Annotated in this window: 21 protein-coding genes and 1 riboswitch; of the genes, 11 read left to right on the top strand and 10 right to left on the bottom strand. The window is 73.0% G+C overall.

The genetic code is table 11. The features are described 5' to 3' along the window. Positions 1-53 precede the first annotated feature (53 nt). The 3 genes from ACTWLT_RS25870 to ACTWLT_RS25860 form a co-directional block, all read right to left on the bottom strand. Entirely contained in the window at positions 54-2,066 is a 2,013-nt protein-coding gene (locus tag ACTWLT_RS25870) for a DEAD/DEAH box helicase (RefSeq protein WP_445320584.1), read from the bottom strand. 196 nt (positions 2,067-2,262) lie between these two features. Further along, the gene (locus ACTWLT_RS25865) at positions 2,263-3,771 is read right to left on the bottom strand and encodes a hypothetical protein (RefSeq protein ID WP_445320583.1); all 1,509 of its coding nucleotides are present in this window, start codon (positions 3,769-3,771) and stop codon (positions 2,263-2,265) included. A gap of 113 nt (positions 3,772-3,884) precedes the next feature. Next, positions 3,885-5,435, bottom strand: coding sequence for a C40 family peptidase (locus tag ACTWLT_RS25860; RefSeq protein ID WP_445320582.1), 1,551 nt, complete (start codon positions 5,433-5,435; stop codon positions 3,885-3,887). 237 nt (positions 5,436-5,672) lie between these two features. Between ACTWLT_RS25860 and mqnE the strand changes: the two genes are divergently transcribed. From mqnE to ACTWLT_RS25845, 3 genes are all read left to right on the top strand, one after another. Further along, a complete protein-coding gene (gene mqnE, locus ACTWLT_RS25855; RefSeq protein WP_445320581.1) occupies positions 5,673-6,842 on the top strand; it encodes an aminofutalosine synthase MqnE in 1,170 nt (389 codons plus the stop codon). A 23-nt stretch (positions 6,843-6,865) separates the two neighbouring features. Next, positions 6,866-7,303, top strand: a complete 438-nt coding sequence (locus ACTWLT_RS25850; RefSeq protein WP_445320580.1) for a hypothetical protein — start codon at positions 6,866-6,868, stop codon at positions 7,301-7,303. Positions 7,304-7,375: 72 nt separating this feature from the next. Next, complete coding sequence (locus ACTWLT_RS25845; RefSeq protein WP_445320579.1) at positions 7,376-7,666, top strand: DUF4229 domain-containing protein; 291 nt, start codon at positions 7,376-7,378, stop codon at positions 7,664-7,666. A 91-nt stretch (positions 7,667-7,757) separates the two neighbouring features. On the opposite strand, the gene ACTWLT_RS25840 is transcribed toward ACTWLT_RS25845, so the two are convergent. Beyond that, a complete protein-coding gene (locus ACTWLT_RS25840; protein WP_445320578.1) occupies positions 7,758-9,113 on the bottom strand; it encodes a C39 family peptidase in 1,356 nt (451 codons plus the stop codon). A 210-nt stretch (positions 9,114-9,323) separates the two neighbouring features. Between ACTWLT_RS25840 and ACTWLT_RS25835 the strand changes: the two genes are divergently transcribed. From ACTWLT_RS25835 to ACTWLT_RS25820, 4 genes are all read left to right on the top strand, one after another. Continuing rightward, on the top strand, positions 9,324-11,204 hold the full coding sequence (locus ACTWLT_RS25835; RefSeq protein ID WP_445320577.1) for a M14 family metallopeptidase: 1,881 nt from the start codon (positions 9,324-9,326) through the stop codon (positions 11,202-11,204). Positions 11,205-11,339: 135 nt separating this feature from the next. Next, positions 11,340-11,482: riboswitch (cobalamin riboswitch) on the top strand. An 89-nt stretch (positions 11,483-11,571) separates the two neighbouring features. Then, a complete protein-coding gene (locus ACTWLT_RS25830) occupies positions 11,572-12,507 on the top strand; it encodes an ABC transporter substrate-binding protein (RefSeq protein ID WP_445320576.1) in 936 nt (311 codons plus the stop codon). A gap of 121 nt (positions 12,508-12,628) precedes the next feature. Then, on the top strand, positions 12,629-13,663 hold the full coding sequence (locus ACTWLT_RS25825; protein WP_445320599.1) for a FecCD family ABC transporter permease: 1,035 nt from the start codon (positions 12,629-12,631) through the stop codon (positions 13,661-13,663). Positions 13,664-13,701: 38 nt separating this feature from the next. Beyond that, positions 13,702-14,475 (top strand): ABC transporter ATP-binding protein, encoded by a 774-nt coding sequence (locus tag ACTWLT_RS25820; protein WP_252416349.1) that lies wholly within the window; start codon positions 13,702-13,704, stop codon positions 14,473-14,475. 8 nt (positions 14,476-14,483) lie between these two features. On the opposite strand, the gene ACTWLT_RS25815 is transcribed toward ACTWLT_RS25820, so the two are convergent. The 5 genes from ACTWLT_RS25815 to ACTWLT_RS25795 form a co-directional block, all read right to left on the bottom strand. Continuing rightward, a complete protein-coding gene (locus tag ACTWLT_RS25815; protein ID WP_252416224.1) occupies positions 14,484-15,257 on the bottom strand; it encodes a VOC family protein in 774 nt (257 codons plus the stop codon). A gap of 94 nt (positions 15,258-15,351) precedes the next feature. Beyond that, positions 15,352-16,089 carry an ABC transporter permease gene (locus ACTWLT_RS25810; RefSeq protein ID WP_445320575.1) on the bottom strand — a complete coding sequence of 246 codons (738 nt, stop codon included), beginning with the start codon at positions 16,087-16,089 and terminating at the stop codon, positions 15,352-15,354. Positions 16,090-16,102: 13 nt separating this feature from the next. Next, complete coding sequence (locus tag ACTWLT_RS25805; protein ID WP_445320574.1) at positions 16,103-17,056, bottom strand: ABC transporter ATP-binding protein; 954 nt, start codon at positions 17,054-17,056, stop codon at positions 16,103-16,105. Next, entirely contained in the window at positions 17,053-17,364 is a 312-nt protein-coding gene (locus tag ACTWLT_RS25800; RefSeq protein ID WP_252416221.1) for a transcriptional regulator, read from the bottom strand. Before ACTWLT_RS25800 ends, ACTWLT_RS25805 begins: the two co-directional genes overlap by 4 nt. Next, a complete protein-coding gene (locus tag ACTWLT_RS25795; RefSeq protein WP_252416220.1) occupies positions 17,361-17,999 on the bottom strand; it encodes a transporter in 639 nt (212 codons plus the stop codon). Before ACTWLT_RS25795 ends, ACTWLT_RS25800 begins: the two co-directional genes overlap by 4 nt. 136 nt (positions 18,000-18,135) lie before the next feature. On the opposite strand from ACTWLT_RS25795, the gene ACTWLT_RS25790 reads away from it, so the two are divergent. The 4 genes from ACTWLT_RS25790 to ACTWLT_RS25775 are packed head-to-tail and all read left to right on the top strand — an operon-like array spanning position 18,136 to position 20,429. Next, complete coding sequence (locus tag ACTWLT_RS25790) at positions 18,136-18,531, top strand: type VII secretion target (RefSeq protein WP_445320573.1); 396 nt, start codon at positions 18,136-18,138, stop codon at positions 18,529-18,531. Next, positions 18,528-19,454: a WXG100 family type VII secretion target gene (locus tag ACTWLT_RS25785; RefSeq protein WP_445320572.1), complete on the top strand. Its 927-nt coding sequence runs from the start codon at positions 18,528-18,530 to the stop codon at positions 19,452-19,454. Before ACTWLT_RS25790 ends, ACTWLT_RS25785 begins: the two co-directional genes overlap by 4 nt. Positions 19,455-19,465: 11 nt before the next feature. Next, positions 19,466-19,813 (top strand): YbaB/EbfC family nucleoid-associated protein, encoded by a 348-nt coding sequence (locus ACTWLT_RS25780; protein WP_445320571.1) that lies wholly within the window; start codon positions 19,466-19,468, stop codon positions 19,811-19,813. 4 nt (positions 19,814-19,817) lie between these two features. Beyond that, positions 19,818-20,429 (top strand): hypothetical protein, encoded by a 612-nt coding sequence (locus ACTWLT_RS25775; RefSeq protein ID WP_445320570.1) that lies wholly within the window; start codon positions 19,818-19,820, stop codon positions 20,427-20,429. Here ACTWLT_RS25775 and ACTWLT_RS25770 read toward each other — a convergent pair. Further along, positions 20,409-22,583, bottom strand: coding sequence for a HelD family protein (locus ACTWLT_RS25770; protein WP_445320569.1), 2,175 nt, complete (start codon positions 22,581-22,583; stop codon positions 20,409-20,411). The two genes, ACTWLT_RS25775 and ACTWLT_RS25770, sit on opposite strands and share 21 nt — an antisense overlap. Positions 22,584-22,803: the final 220 nt, after the last annotated feature.

Below are 22,803 nucleotides of genomic sequence, written 5' to 3'. Positions count from 1 at the left end.
GAACGCCGCCGCGGAGCGTGAGCTCCGCGACGGCGTCCGGGTGGATCAGTGGGTCAGTGGGTACGGGCCGGCGGCCGGCCACCGAAGCCGCGCCGGTCGTCACGCGGCCGGTCGTCACGACCGCGGCCGTCGGACCGGAAGCCACCCCGGGCGTCCCGATCGGCGAAACGCCGCTCCCCGGTCGGCCGGTCGCCGAACCGGCGCTCGTCGGCGGGCCGGTCGCCCTGGTGCCGGTCGCCCTGCGGCCGGTCGCCGAAGCGCCGCTCGCCGGCGGGCCGGTCGCCGTACTGCCGGTCGCCCTGCGGGCGGTCGCCGTACCGCCGCTCACCCTGCGGCCGGTCGCCGTAGCGGCGCTCGCCGGTCGGGCGGCCGTCCCGGTCACCGAACTGCGGCCGGTCGGAGTAGCGGCGCTCGCCCTGCGGCCGATCGCCCTGACCACGGCTGTCCCGGTCGGCGTACCGGCGCTCGCCGGTCGGCCGGTCCCCGTAGCCGCGGTCGCCGGTCGGCCGGTCGCCGTACTGCCGGTCGCCCTGCGGGCGGTCGCCGTAGCGGCGCTCGCCGGTCGGGCGGTCGCTGTGCTGCCGGTCGCCGTACTGGCGGTCGCCCTGCGGGCGGTCGCCGTAACGGCGGTCCCCGGTCGGCCGGTCACCGAAGCGACGCTCACCCTGCGGGCGGTCACCGAAGCGGCGGTCGCCGCTCGGGCGGTCGCCGAACCGGCGCGGGCCCCCGGACCGGTCGTCGAAGCGGCGCGAGCCGCCGGAGCGGTCGCCGAAGCCACGGGGCTCCGCCTCCACGCGAACCGGGACACCGCTCGGCGCGCGGGCGCCGATCAGCTCGGCCAGCACCGGGTCGCCGGCCTTGACGCGGGTCTCGGCCGGCGCGACGCCGGCCTTCTCCAGCATGGCCAGGGTGGTGCGGCGCTGCTTGGGCAGCACCAGCGTGGCGACCGCCCCCGACTCGCCGGCCCGGGCGGTACGCCCCGCGCGGTGCAGGTAGTCCTTGGGGTCCTTCGGCGGGTCCACGTGCAGCACGAGCGTGACCCCGTCCACGTGGATGCCCCGGGCCGCCACGTCCGTGGCGACCAGGACGTTCATCCGGCCCTCACGGAACTCGGCGAGGGTCTTGGTGCGCATCCGCTGGGTCTTGCCGCCGTGCAGCCCACCGGCCCGTACGCCGACGGCGGCGAGCTGCTCGACCAGGCGGTCCACGCCCAGCTGGGTGCGGGCGAAGACCATGGTCCGGCCGTCCCGGGCGGCGATCGAGGCGGCCACCGGGAACTTGTCGTGCGGCGGGATCAACAGCATGTGGTGGTCCATGGTGGACACCGAGGCGGTCGACGGCGCCGTGGAGTGGGTCACCGGGTCGGTCATGAACCGCCTGACCAGCGCGTCGACGTCACCGTCCAGGGTGGCCGAGAAGAGCAGCCGCTGACCGTTCGCGGGCGTCTTCGCCAGCAGTTCGGTCACCTCGGGCAGGAAGCCCATGTCGGCCATCTGGTCGGCCTCGTCGAGCACCGTCACCTCGACGTCGTCGAGCTGGCAGATGCCCCGCTCGATCAGGTCGCCGAGCCGGCCCGGGGTCGCCACGATGATCTCCACGCCGCGACGCAGCGCGTCGATCTGGCGGTCGTACGGGACGCCGCCGACGGCGGTCTTCAGGAACACGTTGAGCGCCTTGCCCAGCGGCAGCAGGGCGTCGTTGACCTGCATGGCCAACTCGCGGGTCGGGACCAGGATCAGGGCGCGCGGACGCATCGGCCGGGCCGGCTTCGCGGCGGCGACCCGGGCCAGCAGCGGCAGGCCGAAGGCGAGCGTCTTGCCCGACCCGGTCTGCCCGCGGCCCAGGACGTCCCGACCGGCGAGCGCGTCCGGAACGGTGGCCTGCTGGATCTCGAACGGGGTGGTGATGCCCTGCCGCGCCAGCGCGCGGACCAGGGGCTCGGGGAGGCCGAGCGCGGCGAAGTCGATCGCCTCGGTGGTCTCCGCCGGAACGGCCGCGGGCTCGGGCGTCTCCGGGGTGGGGTTGAAAACGGACGGAACGATGCTGGGGTCAGCAGAGGTGGTCAACAAATGCCTTTCGAGCGGGGCGCATCTTCGCGATGGCCTGCCGCGGCTTTACCGCCGGATCGCCCGCAAGATCGCCCATGGGCGCGCACCACGCGCGCCGGGTCAGTGATCTCGACCAGTGTACGGCGGTCTGACGGAGTCGCCAGCCGGTTGCCCGACGGTAGTGGGCGGACTCACCATCGCTGCCGGTCGCCCCTCAGCTGTTGAGCACGTTGCCCACGATGCCGTCCAGGGCGTCGTTGGCGAGCAGGACGACCAGAACACTGATCGCCACCAGCAGCCCCAGCGCGGCGGCCAGCACGACCACCACACGAGTCGTCCTGGAGCGCTCGGCCGGCGTGTCGGCCCAGCCCTGGGCCAGGATGTGCCCGGTCAGCGAGCCGGAATTCTCCACCGCGCTGGCCGGCAGCGCGATGGTGGAGAAGCCCGGCCCGTCCCCACCGGCGTAGACGGTGCCGGCGAGGTCGGGGCCGCCGTCGTACCGCCCGCTGCGGGCGCCGGTCGCGCCCCGCCCGCCCGCCGGCCTGGACGACGAAACGGACGATCGGGACACGCCGGCGTCGCTTCCGCCCGACGGGGCGCCGCCGGTGGTGGATGGCGGCCAGGCGGGCAGCGCGGGCGCGGGCACCACCGGCGGGGCGGAGACGGGCGCGGTGGCCCGTACGCCCGGTGAGGTGCCGGGCATCGCCGGTGGCGGCGGGAACGGCGGTGCCGGCATCGGGCCGGGCGGCGGCGGTGGCGTGGGCACCGGTGGACCGGGCGGCGGCACCGGCGGGCCGGGCACGGGCGGAATCGGCGGCCCCGGGATGGGCGGCACCGGCGAGGGCGGCGGCGTGGGCGGACCCGGAACGGGCGGCACCGGCCCGGGTGACGGCGTGGGCCGGGGTGCCGGCGTCGGCACCGGGCCGGGCGGGTACGGCCCCGGGGCCGGCGCGGGCTCCGGCTCAGGGCGTGATGGCTCGGGGCGTGACGGCTCGGGGCGTGACGGCTCGGGCTCGGGCTCGGGTCGCGACGGCGGAGTCGGTCCTGGCCGGGACGGCGCGGGGGCCGGCTCCGGTTCCGGGGTCGGCGGTGTGGGCGGCTTGGCGGGCTCCGGCGGTTGCGCGGGCTCCGGCGGCTCGGGGCTCACCGGCGTGGACCGGTAGACGGCGGGTGCGCTCGCCCGAGGATCGGGGGTGCCCGCCGTTCCGGCCGTGACCCGGCTGCTGCCCGGCACCGTGGCGCTCGCCCGCGCCGGGGCGGTCGAGCCCTCCCGCTGCCCGGGCAGCGGGACCGCGGGGCTGGCGGAACCGGTCGCCCGGTAGGTGGTTGCGGTGGCCGGCGCACCGGCCGGCCGGTCACCAGGCCGCGCGGCGGCGGTCGCGACACTGGCCCGCGCTCGTACCGGGGCAGCCGCCGCGTCACGGCGAGAGTCCACCGATTCGGGCGGCCCGGCGTCCACCTCGGGTGCCTCCGTGGCGGCGCTGGCGTCGGCGGGTGCGGCGGCGCCTACGTCGGCCCGCCCGGCGTCCGCCTCGGGAGCCTTCGCGGCGGCGCTGCGGTCGGCGGGAGCGGAGGTGTCACTGACGTCGCCGGGGCTGGCGGAGGCGTCGCTGGCGGCCGGACCGGCGTCGCTGGTGGACGCCGGGTCTGCGGACTCCGGCGGGTCGGCCTGGTCGACGGCGACAGGGTCGACAGTCTTCGCCGGATCACTCTGCTCGGCCATCTCCGCCCTCCGTGCCGCCCTCGCACCCGGACCCGTGACATCGGGTGGGTGTGCCTGGATGTCACGGTGCCACAGATCGCCCCGGCCGGACAGCCGGAGCCGATCGTGGCGGCTCAGCTTCCGGTGCTCGGGCTGCCCGTCGGGCTGTCGCTGGCCGTTCCGCTCCGGCTGGCCTCGGGGGTGCTGCTCGCGGATGAGCTGGCCGGTGCGGTGGTCGGCGGTGGGGGCGGAGTCGTCGGTGTCTCGCTCGGGCTGGGCGTCGGGCTCGGCGTGGTGCTGCCGGTCGGCGTCGGCGTCGGGGTCGGGGTGGCGCTGCCGGTGGGCGTCGGGGTCGGCGTCGCGCTGCCGGTCGGCCGCGGCGTCGGCCTGGTGGGCGGCTTCGAGGTGGGCGTCGGCTTGGGGGTGGCCGTCGGCTTCGGAGTCGGCACGACCGGCACGACCGGGACGGCCGGGGCTGGCACGGCGCCGATCACCCGGGTGGCGGCGTACAGCCGGGACCAGGAGACGACCGAGATCTTGACGACGTCGCCGGTGGTGGGCGCCTGCACCATCTTGCCGTTGCCGATGTACATGCCGACGTGGTGGATCGTCGTGTAGCTGCTGCCGGAGGCGAAGAAGAGCAGGTCGCCGGGGAGCAGCGCGGACTGCGGGACCGTCCGCGTCCGGGTGGCCGCGTACTGGTCGCGGGAGACGCGGGGCAGGTCGAAGTAGTCGGCGCCCGGCGAGCGGTACGCCGCCCACATCAGACCGGAGCAGTCGAACTGGTCCGGCCCTTCCTCCGACCACTTGTACGGGTCGCCGAGCTGGGCGAGGGCGTACGCGACGGCGGCCAGCGCGCGCGGGTGCGCGGCCATCCCGCTGATGCTCTGGCCGACGACGTAGCCGGCGCCGAGCTGCTGCTCGAGGGCCTCCTGCTGGCGCTCGATCTGGATCAGCTGGGCGGCGTTGTCCCGGCGCAGTTTGAGCAGGCTGGCCTCGGCCGTGCGTAGTGCCTGCTCGCCGGCGGTGAACTCCGCCTCGACGGCGTCGAGCTGGGCCTTGGCGGCGGAGTGCGCCTGGTAGGCGAGCTGCTCGCCGTTGCGGGCCCGGGCCAACTCGCCGGCCACCCCGGTGGTGCCGCCCTCGACCTTCTCGCCGCGGGTGATCTGTTGGAGCCGGCTCAGCCCCTGGATGTCGTCGGCGAGGTCGCCGGGCGGCAGCGCGGCGGCGGCCTTGATCGCGTCCGAGGCGGCCGCGTCGGCGGCCTGCTGAGCCCGGAGCAGGGTGTCCTGCGCGGTCTCCAGCACCTTGCCGGCCGATTCGAGCTGCGCCTGCGCGTCGGTGCGTTTCTGCCGGCTCAGGAGCAGAGCCTCGCCGAGCGTGCCGACCTGGGTCTCGGCGGCGGAGATCTGGGCGGCCAGCGGGCCCGTGCCGACGTTGACGACCGGAGGCGCCGGGACCCCGGCGACGGGCGCGCCGCCGGGCAGTTGGAGCGCGCCGGTCACCGCCGGGCGCGCGCCGGTGTCCGGCACCGTGGTCGGCACTCCGGGCTCGGCGTACGCGGGCGTGGCCAGGGCGGCGGCGGCGATCGCGCCGAGCAGGGCGGCCCAGAGCTTCGGCCGCAGCACCGGCGAGATCACCGGGCTCCGTCGTCGCTGCCGTCGCCCGCGCCCGCTGTCGACCATTCCGCTCCCCGTCCCGCAGTCCGTCACCGCGCTTGGTGGGCGCGGCCGTCGGGACGGTACCAGTGTGTCGTTCCGCCCCGTTCTGTCTTACCGCACGGGGGCAGTGATGTCGATGCATCGCCGGGTTACGGGAGGCTGAGAGTCTGGTGAAGTGGGTCGCTGCCGGCGACCGTGCCGCCGTGGCTGTCGGCGCGCCGACGTACGCTCGACCGGGACCGCAGGTGGAAGGGACGTGCCATGGACGCCGGACTCAAGCGTGAGCTCGAAGCGAAGGTGTACGCCGGTGAGCGGCTGACCCGCGAGGACGGGGTCGCCCTCTACGACAGCGACGACCTCGCCTGGCTGGGGCGGTTGGCCCATCACAAGCGCACCGAGCTCAACGGCGACCGGGTGATGTTCAACGTCAACCGGCACCTCAACCTGACCAACGTCTGCTCGGCGTCCTGTGCGTACTGCTCGTTCCAGCGCAAGCCGGGCGAGAAGGACGCGTACACGATGCGCATCGACGAGGCGGTCCGCAAGGCCAAGGAGATGGAGGGTGAGCAGCTCACCGAGCTGCACATCGTCAACGGCCTGCACCCGACGCTGCCCTGGCGTTACTACCCGAAGGTGCTGCGCGAGCTGAAGGCGGCGCTGCCGAACGTCAAGCTCAAGTGCTTCACCGCGACCGAGGTGCAGTGGTTCGAGAAGATCAGCGGCCTGAGCGCCGACGAGATCCTCGACGAGTTGATGGACGCGGGTCTGGAGTCGCTGACCGGCGGTGGCGCGGAGATCTTCGACTGGGAGGTCCGGCAGCACATCGTCGACCACGCCTGCCACTGGGAGGACTGGTCGCGCATCCACGCCCTGGCACACAGCAAGGGCATGAAGACGCCGGCGACGATGCTGTACGGCCACATCGAGGAGCCCCGGCACCGGGTCGACCACGTGCTGCGGCTGCGCGAGTTGCAGGACGAGACCGGCGGTTTCGCGGTCTTCATCCCGCTGCGCTACCAGCACGACTTCGTGGACTCGGCGGACGGCAAGATCCGTAACCGGATCCAGGCGCGCACGACGATGGCCTCCCCGGCCGAGTCGCTGAAGACGTTCGCCGTCTCCCGGCTGCTCTTCGACAACGTGCCGCACGTGAAGAACTTCTGGGTCATGCACGGGCTCTCGGTGGCCCAGCTCTCGCTGAACTTCGGCGTCGACGACCTGGACGGCTCGGTCGTCGAATACAAGATCACCCATGACGCCGACTCGTACGGCACCCCGAACACCATGCACCGTGACGACCTGCTGCACCTGATCTGGGACGCCGGCTTCCAGCCGGTCGAGCGGGACACCCGCTACAACGTGGTCCGGGAGTACGACAAGGCGCCGTCGCTGGCCGAGCGCCGCGCCGAGCCGCAGCAGGTGTGGGCCTGAGCCGCCACGTACCCTCGCAGTCGATGACCGAGCAGCGTGGACCCCAGCAGCAGGGCGGCTTTCCCCGGCGGGACGCCGAGGGGCGCGTCCGTACCCTGGGCGACCTGCTCGGGGTGTGTCTGGCCGGGCTGGTCATCGGCGCGCTGGCGCTCGTGCTCTTCGACTGGGCGTTCGCGTCGATCGGTGCCGGCGACTTCGGGCACACGAACGGCTGGTTGGCCGTGATCCTGCCGGCCTGGCTGCTCTGGGACGATTTCCGGGCCTGGGAGTTCGGCGCGGCCCGGGTGGTGGCGGCGTTGGTCGCCGCCGCCGTCGGGGTGGTCGCCGGGCTGCTGATCGCCGGTCTGGGCGCCGGGTTGCCGCCGCTGCTCTCCGGGGCGTTGGCGGCGGGGGCGTTCACCGTGGCGTACGCGACGGTCTGGTTCCCGGGCGTCCGCTGGCTGGCCCGCCGGACCGGCTGACCCCGACCGCCCGCCGGGCGGGTCGACCTTCCGCCGGCACCGGCGGGTGACGGAGAGAACGGAGTGGTGCAGGTGAGCGCGGCGGTCAAGTACACGCTGGGCCGGATCGGGCTGTTCGTCGCCGTGCTGGCGGGCCTCTGGCTGATCGACATGAACGTGTTCCTGAAGCTGATGCTGGCGTTGGCCTTCTCCGCCGCGCTCTCCTTCTTTCTGCTGCGGGGCTGGCGGGATGAGATGGCCGAGGAGATGGCCGGGGCGGCCGAACGCCGCCGCACCGACAAGGAGCGTCTCCGCTCCGCCCTGGCGGGCGACGACGAGCCCACCACCGACCCCGAGCCCCCCACCGACCGACCCTCGCGTTGATCAAGAAGTTCGCGTCACCAGGACTGCTCCCGGTGACGCGAACCTCTTGATCAACCGCAGTTGGCGGGATTGGCGGGATTGGCGGGGCGGGTCACCAGTTGGTGGAGCCTGCGACCTTGGGCCAGGGCTTCGACGTCGGCTTGATGAGGTAGGCGACCCCGCCCGAGCCGCCGGAGACACCGCCGCTGGCGTTGGTCCGCTTGGTCCGCAGCCAGATCTGCTCGAACTGCTCCCGCTGGTAGACGTTGCGCACCACGTCGTTGCTCGACGAGGCGGGGTCGTTGACGATCACGTCGCCGTCGGCGGTGAAGCCGACCACCACGAACAGGTGCCCGGAGGTGCCGTAGTTCGCCCCGTCCAGCTCGCTGGCGAGGAAGGACTGGCTGGTCACCACCGGGATGCCGGCGGCGATGAAGCGCTCCAGCTCGTCCAGCGAGTGCAGCCGGGTCACCCGACCCTCCAGGCCGGGGAAGCTGGCCGCGTACGCGGTGTTGAAGGGCCAGTTGCCGGCGCCGTCGTACGCGTAGTCGTAGGTCATCCGGGCGGCGTGGTTGACGGTCGGGTCGGGGTAGGTCGGGTCCACCCAGGAGGTGTCGGCCGCCGACGGTTGGCGACCCCAGTACTCGACCACCATCTCGGTGGAGGTCGGTGAGCACCATGCCTCGCCGCCGCCGTCGTACTCGGGGTAGTGCCCGGAGTGCACGTTCTGGGAGTAGCGCGGCACCGGCAGCTCGACGCCCCAGGCGATGTGCCCGGCGCTCGGCGTGACGGTGAACCGGTCCGGCACGGTCGAACTCATCGCGCCCAGCATCCGGACCACCGGCGCGGCGGTCTGCCCGGGCGCCCGGTAGAGGGTCAGCCGCAGCTGGTACGACCGCAGCAGCACTCCGGCGGCGGCGTCGTCGATGCTGAAGGTGTCGGTCCAGATCGTCGACCAGGGGTCGCCCTGCCGGTTGACGGTGGTCCGCTTGATGTCGCTGTCGCCGGACGCCCAGCGGCCCATCACGTACCACGGGGTCTGGTCTCCGCTGGTGTAGCTGCCCTGCATCTCCACCTGGATCCAGGTGCCGGCGGGGGTCTCCGCGTTCCAGGAGGCGATCAGCTCGGTGGCGTCGAACCCGACCCGGGTCACCGGTGAGGTCCAGGTGCCGTACTCCCAGCTGCGGGTGGTGCCGGTGTGGGGGTCGGCGTACTCGGTGGTGCCGGCGGGGCGGGCAAGGGTGATGCCCGACCGGGCGCCGGGGACCACGCGGGTGCCGGTGCGGCTGCCCCGGTGCCAGTCGGCGGGCCCGGACCAGTCCTGGAAGGTGATCTGCTCGTCGTGGACGGTGGTGGACGGCCGGCCGGTGGCGAGCGGCTGGGCGGCTGCCGCGGGCGCGGCGGTGGCGAGCAGGGTGAGCGCGGTGACGCCGGCGAGGGCGGCCGCGTGCAGGCGGGATCTGGCCATGGGTGCTCCGCGGTGTCGAGGGGGCATCGTCGCTGGTCAGTGTCCCGCTTGGAAGGAAGTTTCGCCAGATGTTCGGTGGTGGAAAATCTTTGCCGCCGCGATGGTCCACCTGGGATGGACAAGGCAACGATGGATATTGATATGACCATGTGACTGATGGTGAAGTGTCCTCCACCGAGCGGGATCTCCCGCCCTTCGAGGAGGTAGTCCATGGCCCTCCGCACGCCCACCCCTCTCCGCCGTGTCCTGGTGCTCGCCGTCGTCACCGGGCTGGCAATCGTCACCGTCGCCGCCAACCCCGTCGCCGCCCGCCCGGCACCGGACCGCGCCGCCGAGCAGACCGCAGCCGGCTACCGGGTGCTCGGCCCCCGAACGGTCGCCGACCGCAATGCCGTGGCCCGCACCGGCGCCGCCATCGACTACTCCGAACACGGCGTGCTGCACATCTCGGCCACCGCCACCGAGGCCGCGGCGATCGGCCGGCTCGGCTTCCGGCTGGAACCGCTCGCCCCGCCGCCGAACGCCGAGCGCGGGGCTGGAGAGATGGGCACCCTGGCCTTCCCTCCCGCCGACTCCAACTACCACGACTACGCGGAGCTGACCGCCGTGGTGAACCGGGCCGTCGCCGACCACCCGGCCATCGCCCGCAAGATCAGCATCGGTACGTCGTACGAGGGTCGGGACCTGATGGCGGTGAAGATCTCCGACAACGTGGGCACCGACGAGGTCGAGCCGGAGATCCTGTTCAACGCCCAGCAGCACGCCCGCGAGCACCTGACCGTCGAGATGGCGATCTACCTGCTCAACCTCTTCACCGACAGCTACGGCGCCGACTCCCGGATCACGAACATCGTCAACAGTCGGGAGATCTGGATCGTGCCGACGGTCAACCCGGACGGCAGCGAGTACGACATCGCGACGGGTTCGTACCGGTCCTGGCGCAAGAACCGGCAGCCCAACAGCGGCTCGTCCAACGTCGGCACCGACCTGAACCGCAACTGGAGCTACAACTGGGGCTGCTGCGGTGGCTCGTCCGGCTCGACGTCGTCGGAGACCTACCGCGGCCCGTCGGCGTTCTCCGCACCGGAGACCCAGGCACTGCGCAACTTCGTCAACAGTCGGGTGGTCGGCGGGACGCAGCAGATCAGGGCGAACATCGACTTCCACACCTACTCGCAGCTGGTGCTCTGGCCGTACGGCTACACCACCGCGAACACCGCACCCGGCATGAGCGCGGACCAGTACAACACCTTCGCCACCATCGGCCAGCAGATGGCGGCCACCAACAACTACACCCCGGAGCAGTCCAGCGACCTCTACATCACCGACGGGGACAGCATCGACTGGATGTGGGCCACCCACAACATCTGGGCGTACACCTTCGAGATGTACCCGGGCTCGTCCAGCGGCGGCGGGTTCTACCCACCCGACGAGGTGATCCCGGCGCAGACCTCGCGCAACCGGGAGGCCGTGCTGATGCTCAGCGAGTACGCCGACTGCCCGTACCGGGCCATCGGCAAGCAGGCGCAGTACTGCGGTGGCGGTGGTGGCGGCACCACGGTCTGGTCGGACACCTTCGAGACGGCCACCGGGTGGACCACCAACCCGGCCGGCACCGACACCGCCACGGCCGGTGCGTTCGAGCGGGGCGCCGCCCAGGCGACCACCTCCAGCGGGCCCAAGCAGCTCACCCCGTACGCCGGCGCCAACGACCTGGTCACCGGGCGGCTCGCGGGATCGGCGGCCGGTGACCACGACCTCGACGGCGGCGTGACCAGCGCCCGGTCCCCGGCGGTGACCCTGCCGTCGTCCGGCACCCTGACCCTGTCGCTGGCCTGGTACCTGGCGCACGGCTCGAACGCCTCCTCGGCGGACTACCTGCGGGTGAGCGTGGTGCACAACGGAGGCACCACGGCACTGCTCACCCAGGCCGGTGCGGCGGCCAACCGCAACGGCACCTGGGCGGTGGCGAACCTCAACCTCACCCCGTACGCCGGCCAGTCGGTCCGCATCCTGGTCGAGGCGGCGGACGCCTCGGGCGCCAGCCTGGTCGAGGCGGCTGTGGACAACGTCACCATCACCGCCTCCTGATCGGGTGGGGCCCCGTCCCGCCCCCGGCGGGGCCCCACCACCCTCCTTCCCGCTCTCTCCCCAACCCCCTTCTCGGGCCGATCCGGGGCATATCGTCGTGACGCGATATCGGCTCACGGCGATATGTTCTAGATCAACGAGGCTGGTCCCAGCGGTGCGCTACCGTCTTAGCGACCAATCCGCAGCGAAGTCGGTGTGAAACCGGCGCTGTCCCGCAACTGTGATGCCCCGTCCTGTGCGACGGGGATTAGCCAGGTCGCCTGCGGAACGGTCGCGATACGCGCTCTCGAGGAAGGGCGCCTCGTGGGCGGGCGTACGAAAGTCCCTGTCGGCGAAGCACCACACTCCTCGACCGACAGGAGGACACATGTCCGGACGTACCCCCCGGCTCTTCGCCGCGACCCTCGCGGTCGCCGCGCTCGCCCTCGGCGCGTGCGCCGAGAAGACCGCCGACCAGCCGGCCGCCGGCGCCAGCTCCGCGACCGCCAGCTACCCCGTCACGGTCGGCTCGCTCACGCTCGACAAGCGCCCCGAGAAGATCGTCTCGCTGTCGGCCAGCGCCACCGAGATGCTCTTCGCCATCGGTGCCGGCCCGCAGGTGACCGCGGTCGACGACAACTCCAACTACCCGGCCGAGGCGCCCAAGAGCGACCTCTCCGGCTTCCAGCCGAACGCGGAGGCGATCGCCGGCAAGAGCCCCGACCTGGTGGTGCTCTCCGACGACCGAAACAAGATCGTCGACCAGCTCGGCAAGCTGAAGATCCCGGTCTACCTGACCCCGGCGGCGACCACGTTGGACGACACCTACCGGCAGATCACCGACCTGGGCTCCCTGACCGGCCACGCCGACCAGGCCGCCGACGTCACCGGGCGGATGAAGGACGACATCGCCAAGCTGGTCAAGGACCTGCCGCAGCGCACCGAGAAGCTCACCTACTACCACGAGCTGGGCCCCGAGCTGTACAGCGCGACCAGCAAGACCTTCATCGGCTCGCTCTACAGCCTCGTCGGTCTCACCAACATCGCCGACCCGGCCGACGCCGACAGCAAGAACGGCGGCTACCCGCAGCTGTCCCAGGAGTTCATCGTCAAGGCCGACCCGGACTTCGTCTTCCTGGCCGACTCCAAGTGCTGCCAGCAGAACGCCGACTCGGTCAAGGCCCGCAGCGGCTGGGCCGGGCTGACCGCGGTGAAGAACAGCCAGATCGTCGCGCTGGACGACGACGTCGCCTCCCGCTGGGGCCCCCGGATCGTGGACCTGCTCCGGGTCATCATCGACGCGGTCGCCAAGGTGCCCGCGTGACCCTCGTCCGTCGGTGAGCGAGGCACCACCGGTGGACGCCACGGCACCACCCACCCGGCCGGCCGGGACGCCACCACCGTCCCGGCCCGCCGGGTCGCCGTCCGGAGCCCGGCCCGCCGGCCTGCGCAAACGCTGGCTGGTCGCCGGCGTCTTCGCGGTGCTCGTCGCGCTGGTCGCCGGGGTGTCGTTCGGCCCGGTCAGCCTGCCGCCGGGCAGCGTCGCCGCCGAGCTGCTCAACCTGATCCCCGGGGTGCGTCTGGACAGCGGGCTGACCGAGCGGGAGATCGCGATCGTCACGGAGCTGCGGCTGCCCCGGGTGGTGCTGGGCCTGCTCGTCGGCGGTCTCCTCGCCCTGGCCGGCGGCTGCTACCAGGGTGTGTTCCGCAACCCGCTGGCCGACCCGTACCTGCTGGGCGTCGCCGCCGGCGCGGGCCTCGCGGTCACCGCGGTGATCGCTCTGGGCGGCGTCGGGCGGGAGGGTTCGATCACCGGCCTGCCGATGACCATTCCGCTGGCCGCGTTCGCCGGCTCGCTGCTCGCCGTGACGATGACCTACCTGCTCGGTGGTGCCGGCGGGCGGAGCCGGTCGCCGGCCATGCTGATCCTGGCCGGCGTGGCGGTCTCCGCGTTCCTCTCCGCCGGGCAGACCTACCTGCTGCAACGGCACTCCGACAGCATCCAGCCGGTCTACTCCTGGCTGCTCGGTCGGTTGGCCACCGCGGGTTGGCACGACGTTCTGCTGGTGCTGCCGTACGCCGTGCTCACCACCGTGGTGGTGCTGCTGCACCGCCGCGAGCTGGACGTCCTCGCGGTCGGTGACGACGAGGCGAGGAGCCTCGGCCTGCACCCGCAGCGCTCCCGCTACCTGCTGATCGCCGCCGCCTCGCTGGGCACCGCCGCGGCGGTCTCCGCGACCGGTCTGATCGGCTTCGTCGGCATCATCGTGCCGCACACCGTCCGGCTGCTCGCCGGGGCGAGCTACCGCGTGATCCTGCCGCTGTCGCTGCTGTTCGGCGGCGCGTTCCTGGCGCTGACCGACGTGGTGGCCCGCACGGCCGCCGCCCCGGCCGAGATCCCGATCGGGGTGGTCACCGCTCTGCTCGGTGGCCCGTTCTTCGTGCTCGTGCTGCGTACCGCCCGGCGGGTGCTCACGTGAGCCGGCACCCCACCATCGACACCGAGGCCGCCCCGGGCGTGCCGGCCGTCGAGGTCCGGGACCTGCACGTCAGCCTGGACCGCACGCCGATCCTCGCCGGCGTCGACCTCACCGTCGCCGCCGGCGAGTGGGTCACCGTGATCGGCCCGAACGGCGCCGGGAAGTCGACCCTGCTGCGCGCCGTCGGCGGGCTGCTGCCCGCGCCGGGGGCGATCACCCTGTTCGGTACGCCGAGCGCCGCGCTGCGCCGCCGGGACCGCGCCCGGGTGGTGGCCACGGTGGCGCAGTCCCCGGTGGTGCCGCCCGGAATGTCGGTGCTCGACTACGTGCTGCTGGGACGCACCCCGTACATCCCGCCGCTGGGCCGGGAGTCGGCGGCCGACGTGGACGCCGTCGACGAGGTGCTCGACCGGTTGGATCTCACCGGCTTCCACCGCCGGGAGCTGGCGACCCTCTCCGGAGGCGAGCGGCAGCGGGTCTTCCTCGCCCGGGCGCTGGCCCAGGGCGCGACGCTGCTGCTGCTCGACGAGCCGACCAGTGCGCTGGACATCGGTCACCAGCAGGAGGTGCTGGAGCTGGTCGACCAGTTGCGCCGCGAGCACGGCCTGACCGTGCTCGCCACGATGCACGACCTCTCCGTGGCCGGCGAGTACGCCGACCGGATGGTGATGCTCGCCGCTGGCCGGGTGGTGGCCTCCGGGACGCCGCGCGAGGTGCTGACCGAGCATCTTCTCGCCACCCACTACCGGGCCAGCGTCCGCGTGGTCGACGGCGCCCACGGTCCCCTCGTGGTCCCAGTCCGCCCACGCTGAGCAGGCGGTCAGTCGCCGTCCGGGCCGAGGTCGATGACGGAGAAGAGGGCGCCCTGGGGGTCGCGCAGGGCGGCGAACCGCCCGGCGGGGTTGTCGCGCGGCGGGACCAGGATCGTCCCGCCCAGCTCGGCGGCGCGCGCCGCGGCGGCGTCCGCGTCCGCCACCGCGAAGTACACCGTCCAGTACGCCGGCAGGTCGGCCGGGAAGTCGTCGGCGAACGGCGGCATCATCCCGGCGACGATCCGCGCCCCGAGCCGCCACCCGGTGTACGTCATCCCGCCGACCGCCTGGTCGTCCGGCTGCCAACCGAACACCAGCTCGTAGAAGACCTTCGCGCCCTCCGGGTCCGGGGTGACCAGCTCGTTCCAGCTCATGGCGCCCGGCACGTTGAACACCTCGGCGCCGGGCATCGCCTGCGGTTGCCAGACGCTGAACGTGGCGCCCGCCGGGTCGGCGAAGACCGCCATCCGGCCCCGGTCGAAGACCTCGAACGGCGGCACGACGACCTGCCCGCCGGCCCGTTCGACCCGCCCGGCGACCAGCTCCGCGTCGTCCGTGGCGAGGTACGTGGACCAGATCGGCACCTGGTCCGGGATCGCCGGCGGCCCGGCGCCGGCCACCGGCCGCCCGTCGAGCAGGAAGACGGTGTAACCGCCCGCCTCCTGCTCCGGTGTCACCCGGCCGGTCCAGCCGAACAGCTCCGGGTAGAAGCGCCGGGCGTCGGCCAGGTCCGGGGTGGCCAGGTCGGCCCAGCAGGGCGTACCCGGCGGGACGGTGCTCACGGTGAAGACCCCTCTCGGCCCGGGGCGGCCACCACGGCCCCCTGCCGATCCTGGCACCGTCCCGCCGCGGCCCGGGGCGGAAACGGACGAATCGTCAGCTGAACCGGCGACCCTCGTCCCGCCGGTACGCCCAGCCGGCGAGCGTGGCGAGCAGCACCACCCAGACACCGAGCATGACCAGCGCCAGCGGCTGGACGCGGTAGTCGCCGACCGCCGCCCACATGAGCTCGGCCGCGCCCCGGGTGGGCAGGAACGGCGCGATCGTCTCGATGAACCCCGGTGCGTCACCCGGCGCGGAGAGCAGGCCCCCGCCGAACGCGAGCGGCAGGAAGACGACCTGCGCCACGACGATCGCCGCCTTGCTCGGCAGCGAGTAGCCGATGGCGAGCCCCATGAGCGTGAACGGCACCGAGATGACGGCCACGGTGCCGATGGTCAGCAGGATCGCCGCCGGGGTGATCCGGGCCGCGGTCAGCGTCGCGCCGATCACGACGACCGGGATCAGCGAGAGGTACGTCAGCGTCAGGCCGGCCAGCACCCGGCCGGCGAACCGGGGCGCCGGCCCGGCCGGCAGGGTCCGGGTGTACGGATTCCACGGCTGGTCGCGGTCCTCGGCGACGCCGACACCGTACTGGAAGATGTTGGCGCTCATCACCGAGAAGGTCACCATCGACGCGGTGGCGAAGGTGGCGCCGGCCGGGTCCTGGCCGGCGAACGGCACCACGAAGAAGATCATGGCGGCGGCCGGGAAGAAGGCGCTGCCGAAGACGGCCACCGGAATCCGGATGATCTCCAGGAGCTGGTAGCGGGCGTGGACCAGGGTGAGCTGCACGGTGGTCGCCTCCTCAGGCGGGGCTGGTTCGGCCGCCGGCAGCGGCGGTGGTGGGTGGGCCGCCGGCAGCGGCCGTGGCGGGCTGCTCCCCGGTGGCGGGCTGCTCTCCCGCGGTGATCGCGAGGAACGCCTCCTCCAGCGAGGTGGGCCGGACCTCCAGGTCGGCGAAGGTGGTCCCGGCGGTGACCAGCGCCCGGACCAGCTGGTCGGCGTCCGTGGTGAGCAGGTGCAGTCGACCGTCGATCCGTTCGGTGCGGACCACCCCCGGCAGCTCGGGCAGCTCGTCGGCGACCAGGCTGACCCGCCGTACGCCGACGATGTCGCGCACCGCGCCCACCGTGTCGTCGGCGAGCACCCGACCGTGCCCGATGACCACCACCCGGCGGGCCAGGGCCTCCACCTCCTCCAGGTAGTGGCTGCTCAACAGGACCGTTCCGCCGTCCTCGTGAAACGCCCGGATCGCGTCCCAGAGGGTGCGCCGGGCGGCCACGTCGAGGCCGGTGGTCGGTTCGTCGAGCAGCACCAGCCGGGGTCGGCCCACGAACGCCAGCGCCACCGCCAGCCGTCGGCGCTGCCCGCCGGAGAGACCGCCGGTCTGCCGCCGGGCCAGGTCGCCCAGACCGAAGCGGTCGAGCAACTCGCCCCGAGGCACCGGGTCCGGGTAGTGCGCGGAGACGAAGTCGACGACCTCGCCGACGCGCAGCGTGCCCGGCAGGCCGGTCTCCTGCGGGGTGACCCCGATCTGTCGCCGGGACGCCGGGTCGCGGGGGTCGCCGCCGAACAGCTCGACCCGCCCGGAACTGGGTCGACGCAGACCGACCAGCAGGTTCATGAGGGTGCTCTTGCCGGCGCCGTTCGGGCCGAGCAGGCCGACCAGCTCACCGGCCCGGACTTCGAGGTCGACGCGGTCGAGGGCAAGGACGTCGCCGTACCGGCGGCTGGCCTGGTCGGCGCGGGCGAGGGTCATGACTGCTCCTTCGACGGGGTGGGGTCGAGCAGGGTGCGTATCGCCTCCGTGTACTCCTCGAACGCGAGCCGGCCCCGCCTGCTGAGCCGGATGAGGGTGGCCGGGGTGCGTCCACGGTGGGTCTTGCTGACCTCGACGTAGCCGGCGTCCTCGAGCTTGCGCAGGTGCACGGAGAGGTTGCCGGCGGTCATCGCGAGCAGCTCCTGCAACCGTGGAAAGGCGATCCGGTCGCCGTCGCCGAGGGTGGAGAGGGTGGCGACCACCCGCAGCCGGGCCTGCGCGTGGATCACCGGATCCAGCTCCGTCACGACGGGTGCCGCTGTCGTAGCCAACTGATCGCGCCGGCGACCAGAATCCCGCCGCCGCCGGCCACCGCGATCACCAGCGCGTGCCAGCCCGGCCCGGCGAACGTGCCGGCCACGTTGATCACACTGATCCAGACGCCCAGCCGGAACAGGTCCCGGTTCAGCCAGATGGCGCCGCCGGCCATGTGCAGCGCGGCGGTCAGACCCACGGCGGTCGCCGACCAGAGCAGCGCCGCCTGGTCGTGTGGCAGGTGCTCGACGACCCGGCCGAGCCCCGCGTAGACGCTCACCGAACCCAGGGCCCAGGAGCAGCCGTACCAGCGCCCGCGCTGGGCGGAGTCTCCGCTGACCTGTCCGTACGCGCGCCTGCCGGCGACCGCCTGGATGGCTGCGGCGATGACGAGCAGGACGAAGAGGACGGTCAACGGCAGCCATTCCGGCAGCCGGACCAGCACCCGGCCGTCGGGTGCGAAGCGCAGGAAGAAGAGCCCGAAACCGACCAGCCAGGCGACGCCCCAGGGCCAGTAGAGCAGCCGGGCGTCCGGTTGGAGCTCGCGTGTCGCCGCCACCTGCTGCTCTCGGATCAGCTGGAGCGCCGCTGCGGCGTCGGCGGGAGGCGGATCGTCGTCAAGGTTCACGCAAAGAACTTTAAAACACAAAGTCAAGCCCGCGTCGCCCCGACGCCGTCACCCGGGGATACCGGCGGCATCGCGAAGTGCCTATGGTGGGGAGCTGCGGCGGCTGACCTGCCGCACAGGACACAGGGGAGGGTCCGTGTCGAGCCCGAGCAACGAGCTGGAGGTCCAGCCGGAGGCCCTGACGGCATTCGCCAAGGCGTCCACCGACCGGGCGGCCCGCTTCCGCGAGCTGCACCGTTCATTCGGCGACGGGCACGTGCCCCGGCACGCGTTCGGTGTGATGCCGGCGTCCTTCAGCCTCGCGGCGACGTACGCCGAGCAGTTCGAGGCGTGCCTGCAGGGGCTGGCCGACGGTGCCGAGGTGATGGCGGACATCGCCGAAGGGCTCGAAGACACCGCCGGCGCCTACACCGGCACCGACGTGGCCAACACCGACATGTTCGTGCCAGGCCGCCCGCCCGCTCCCGACGTCATCGCGCCCGGTCCCTGGTCGAGCAGCGGCGGCGGCTCGAACGGGCAGGTGCCGGCGTGAGCACCGAGGCGTTGCAGCGCAACAAGACCTACTTCGAGCAGATCGTGTCGGGCACCCCCGACCCGTTCAAGCCACTGTCCAACGCGGTGCTCTGGCCCTTCGAGCAGCTCCTCGAACTGGTCGCGGGCGAGCCGGACGACCTGATGCGCGCCGCCCAGCTGTGCCTGACCACCGGCGAGGCGGTCCGCGAGATCGCCGGTGAGCAGATCTCGCACCGGGCCCGCCTTCGCGGTGCCTGGTCGGGCGATGCCGCCGAGAGCTTCCACGCCTCGATGGCGTCGGTGGAGGAGGCGATCGAGGAGCTGGCCCGCGGGTTGGACGGCACCAAGGAGGTGCTGGTCGACGCGGCCAACGCGGCCGTCGACGCGTTCAACCTGCTGGTCGAGCTGATCCTCGAGTTCCTGCTCTGGTTCCTCACCGAGGTGATCATCGCGGCGGTCGCGGCGGCGCTCAGCGCCGGCATCTCCCTCGCGGCGACGGTCGTCCGGGTGCTGGCCAAGCTGGCCACCACCGTCGGCCGCATGGTCAAGATCGTCGCTCGGTTCGCCGAGATCCTGACGAAGCTGGCCACCAAGATGCAGAAGGTCGCCGAACTGCTGATGAAGTACCGCCGCGCGGTGCTGGAGATCCGCAAGGCGAAGAAGGCGTACCGGGCGTGGAACAAGTCGGGGTGGACGGCCGAGGCCAGGGCGTTCCAGATCGAGAAGTTCAAGACGCTCTTTCCGGGCAAGTTCGTGATCAACCACGTGTCCCCGGTCAACGTCCCCGGCCTCGGCGGGGCACTCCTGGACACCGGCGTCGGGATGCACGACATCTCCGACGGCACAAAGGACCGCAACTACCTGGTGGACGGCACGTACCGCGAGGATCTGGGTCCGTACACCAAGGGCGTGCAGAATGTCTTCGACTCCATCCTGACCTGAGAGGGACCGCCATGACCTTTCCCGGTCTGGACCGCATCGAGGCGCTGGCCCGCAACCTGGACGGCTGGCAACGCGAACTGGCCAGCAAGATGACCGAGCTCGAACAGAGCAGCGCCGAGGGTGTCAGCGACTCCGGCCTGGTCCGGGTCACCGCCGCGGCGGACGGCACGATCGTCTCGTCCGAGATCAACGCGCGGGCGATGCGCCTCGACTCGTTCACCCTGGCCGAGGAGTTCACCGCCGCCGCCAGCCGTGCCCAGGAGGCGGCCGCCGCCCGGGTACGCGAGCTGGTGGGCGAGGTGATCGGTGACGCTCCGGACGCCGCCCGGCCCGCCAGCGACCGCCAGGACCGGTACTGAGCCGATGGCGGACATCAGCTACCAGGAACGACTGACCCAGCTCGTCGACCCGGGGGAGCAGGTGCTCGCCGTCGCGAAGACGGAGGTCGCCCATGGCGTCCTGCCGGCTGATCCGCCGGCAGCGGAGCAGCCGGAAGCCTCCGTCGCCGGTGGTGGCGGCCGTGTCTCCGGGGCACTGCTCAACCTGATCTCGCCGCTGATCTCCTTCCCGGCGGGGGACCGGCTCGTCGACCGGATCACCCACGGGGTGGCCGGCCGGGGCACCCCGGGCTCGTCCGCCTCCACCCTCCAGCACGCCCGGCGGCCCGTACCCCCGGCGACCACGCTCACCGACACGGTCCTCGCCGTCACCGACCGGCGGCTGCTGGTCTGCGCGTCCGGGCCGGTGAAGCTCTGGTCGAGCGCGGCCGATGACCAGCGGGCGGTGGCCGAGACCCGGATCGTCTGGTCGGCGCCCCGGGCGGCGGTGTCCGACGCCCGCGTGGGCTGGCACCGGCTCAACCCGAAGCGCCTCCGGATTGAGTTCACCGACGGCTCCTGGCTGGCCTTCACGGTGCCGCTCGCCGAGTCCGGCCAGCCACTGCGCGAGATCGCCTCAGCTCTGACCGGCCGCTGACCCGGTCAGGAGCGGCGCGGGCAGCGGCTCGTGGTGCAGCACCGCGAGCCGCGACACCGCACGGGTGAGCACCACGTACAACCGGTGCAGCCCGCGCGGCTCGGCCGCGACGATCGCGGCCGGCTCGACCACCACCACGTGGTCGTACTCCAGGCCCTTGACCAGCGTCGCGGGCACCACCGTGACCCGTGCCAGGGTGGCGACGTCGTCGGCGGTCGCGGTCGGGACGCCGACGGCCGCCAGCGCCGCGCGCAGCCCGTCGACCGCGTCGTCCGCCGCGATCACGCCGACCGAGCCGTCGTGCGCGAGCGCCGCCCGCACCTCGGCCACCGTCGCCGCCGTCAGGTCGGTCACGGTACGCACGTCCAGGCCGCCGTCGTGGCGCAGCGACTCGGCCGGCGGTACGTCCACCGCGAGCGCCGGCAGCAGCTGGTTGGCGAACGCGACCACCGCGGCGGGCACCCGGAAGCCGATCGTCAGCGGGACCACCACGGCGTCCGGTTTGCCCAGGTGGAGCAGGGACTCCCGCCAGTCGGTCGCCGCCCACGGCGCGGTGCCCTGGGCGAGGTCCCCGAGGAGGGTGACGGAGCCGTGCTCGCTGCGCCGGGCGATGGCCCGGCACTGCATCGGGGAGAGGTCCTGCGCCTCGTCGACCACCACGTGCCCGAAACCGGAAGGCCGTTCCAGCAGCCCGGCCGCCTCGTCGACCAGCACCGCGTCGGCGGCGGTCCAGCGGGTCGCCTTCGCGGTACGGGCCGGCTTCGCCCACACCAGCAGCGCCTGCTCGGCGTCGCTGAGCAGCCCGTCGGCCGCGGCGGCCAGCCGGGCCGGGTCGGCGAGCAGGCCGTACACCAGCCCTTCGGGGGTGAGCGCCGGCCAGACCGCGTCCAGGAAATCGACCACCGGTCGGCACCGGCCCATCCGGCGCAACCACGCGTCGCCGGGCGACTCCGCCCGACGCGCCTCGGCCTGCCTCTGCAGCAGGCTCACCACCCGAGCCCGGACCCGCTCCCTGCCGGTGCCGTAGGGCAGCCCCTCCCGGCGGGTCTCCTCGACGATCCGGTACAGCGGGTCCACCCCGATCCGCCACCGGAACGACCCGTCCGACACGGTGATCGGCTCCGTCGGCGTACCGATCTGTGCCCGTACCGCGCGTTGCAGCACGCTGGCCATCCGTACGTCGTGCTTGAGCGCGGCCACCGCGGACGGCTCGACCGCCCGCACCGGCACCCGGGAGATCAGCTCCTCCACCGTCGCCTGCTCGACCTCGACCTCACCCAGCGCCGGCAGCACCGCCGCGATGTACGACAGGAACGCCCGGTTCGGCCCGACGATCAGCACACCGGCCCGCCGCAACCGCTCCCGGTGCAGGTACAGCAGGTACGCGGCCCGATGCAGACCGACGGCCGTCTTCCCGGTGCCCGGCGCGCCCTGCACGCAGATCGAGTCGGCCAGGTCCGCCCGGACCAGCTCGTCCTGCTCCGGCTGGATGGTGGCGACGATGTCCCGCATCGGCCCCACGCGCGGCCGCTCGATCTCGGCGGTGAGGATCCGGCTCGTCGTACCCAGCTCCTCGCCCCGGTCCAACCGCTCGTCCTCGAAGCTGGTCAGCACCCCGTTGCTGAACCCGAACCGGCGCCGGACCGCCACCCCCTGCGGATCCCGCGCACTGGCCCGGTAGAACGACCGCGAGACCGGCGCACGCCAGTCCAGCACCAACGGCTCGCCCCGCTCATCGGTGACATGCCGACGACCCACGTGATAGCGCCGCCCGGCGTGATCGCTGCCGCTGCTCGCGCCCACCGCGGTGGTGCCGGCGTCGGTCGCGCCCATGCCGTCGGTCGTGTCCGACCCGGAACTTGTGTCGGCGTTCGAGGCCGGGGTGCCCTCGGTGGTCGTGTTGTCCCCGCCGAAGTCCAGGCGGCCGAAGAAGAGCGGTGTGGTGGGGTCGTCGGCCAGTTCAGCCACCCGACGGGCAAGGGTGCGGCCGAGCGTCTCCGCGGCGTACGCGTCACCGGCCACCTGATCGCCGGTCGCGAAGAGGGCTTCGGCCCGCTCCCGCATCCGTCGCAGTGCCTCCCGCGAGGTGGCCAGGTGTGCGCGCTCGGCGGTCAGATCGGTGTCGAGGTCGGTTTCGAGGTCGAGTGCGTGCATGCTGACGTCCCATCGTTCACATCTGCTGCGCGCTCGCGTGTCCGGGGGCGGATGGCCGGCCGCCCGGCGCGGGGACGTCCGTTCCGGTGCAGCTCACCTCGGCCGTCAAGCGGCCTGCAACCCTACGCTTCCAAGCCCGGCCCTTCCAGGGAATTACCGACGCGACCACCCGATAGAGACGGCGTGGCGGCGAGACGGTGCCGCGTTGAGGCGTGACGGA

This window comes from Micromonospora yongxingensis (assembly GCF_052601155.1).
Note: the sequence above shows the minus strand (reverse complement) of the source record. Positions and strands in the feature narration are given on the sequence as shown.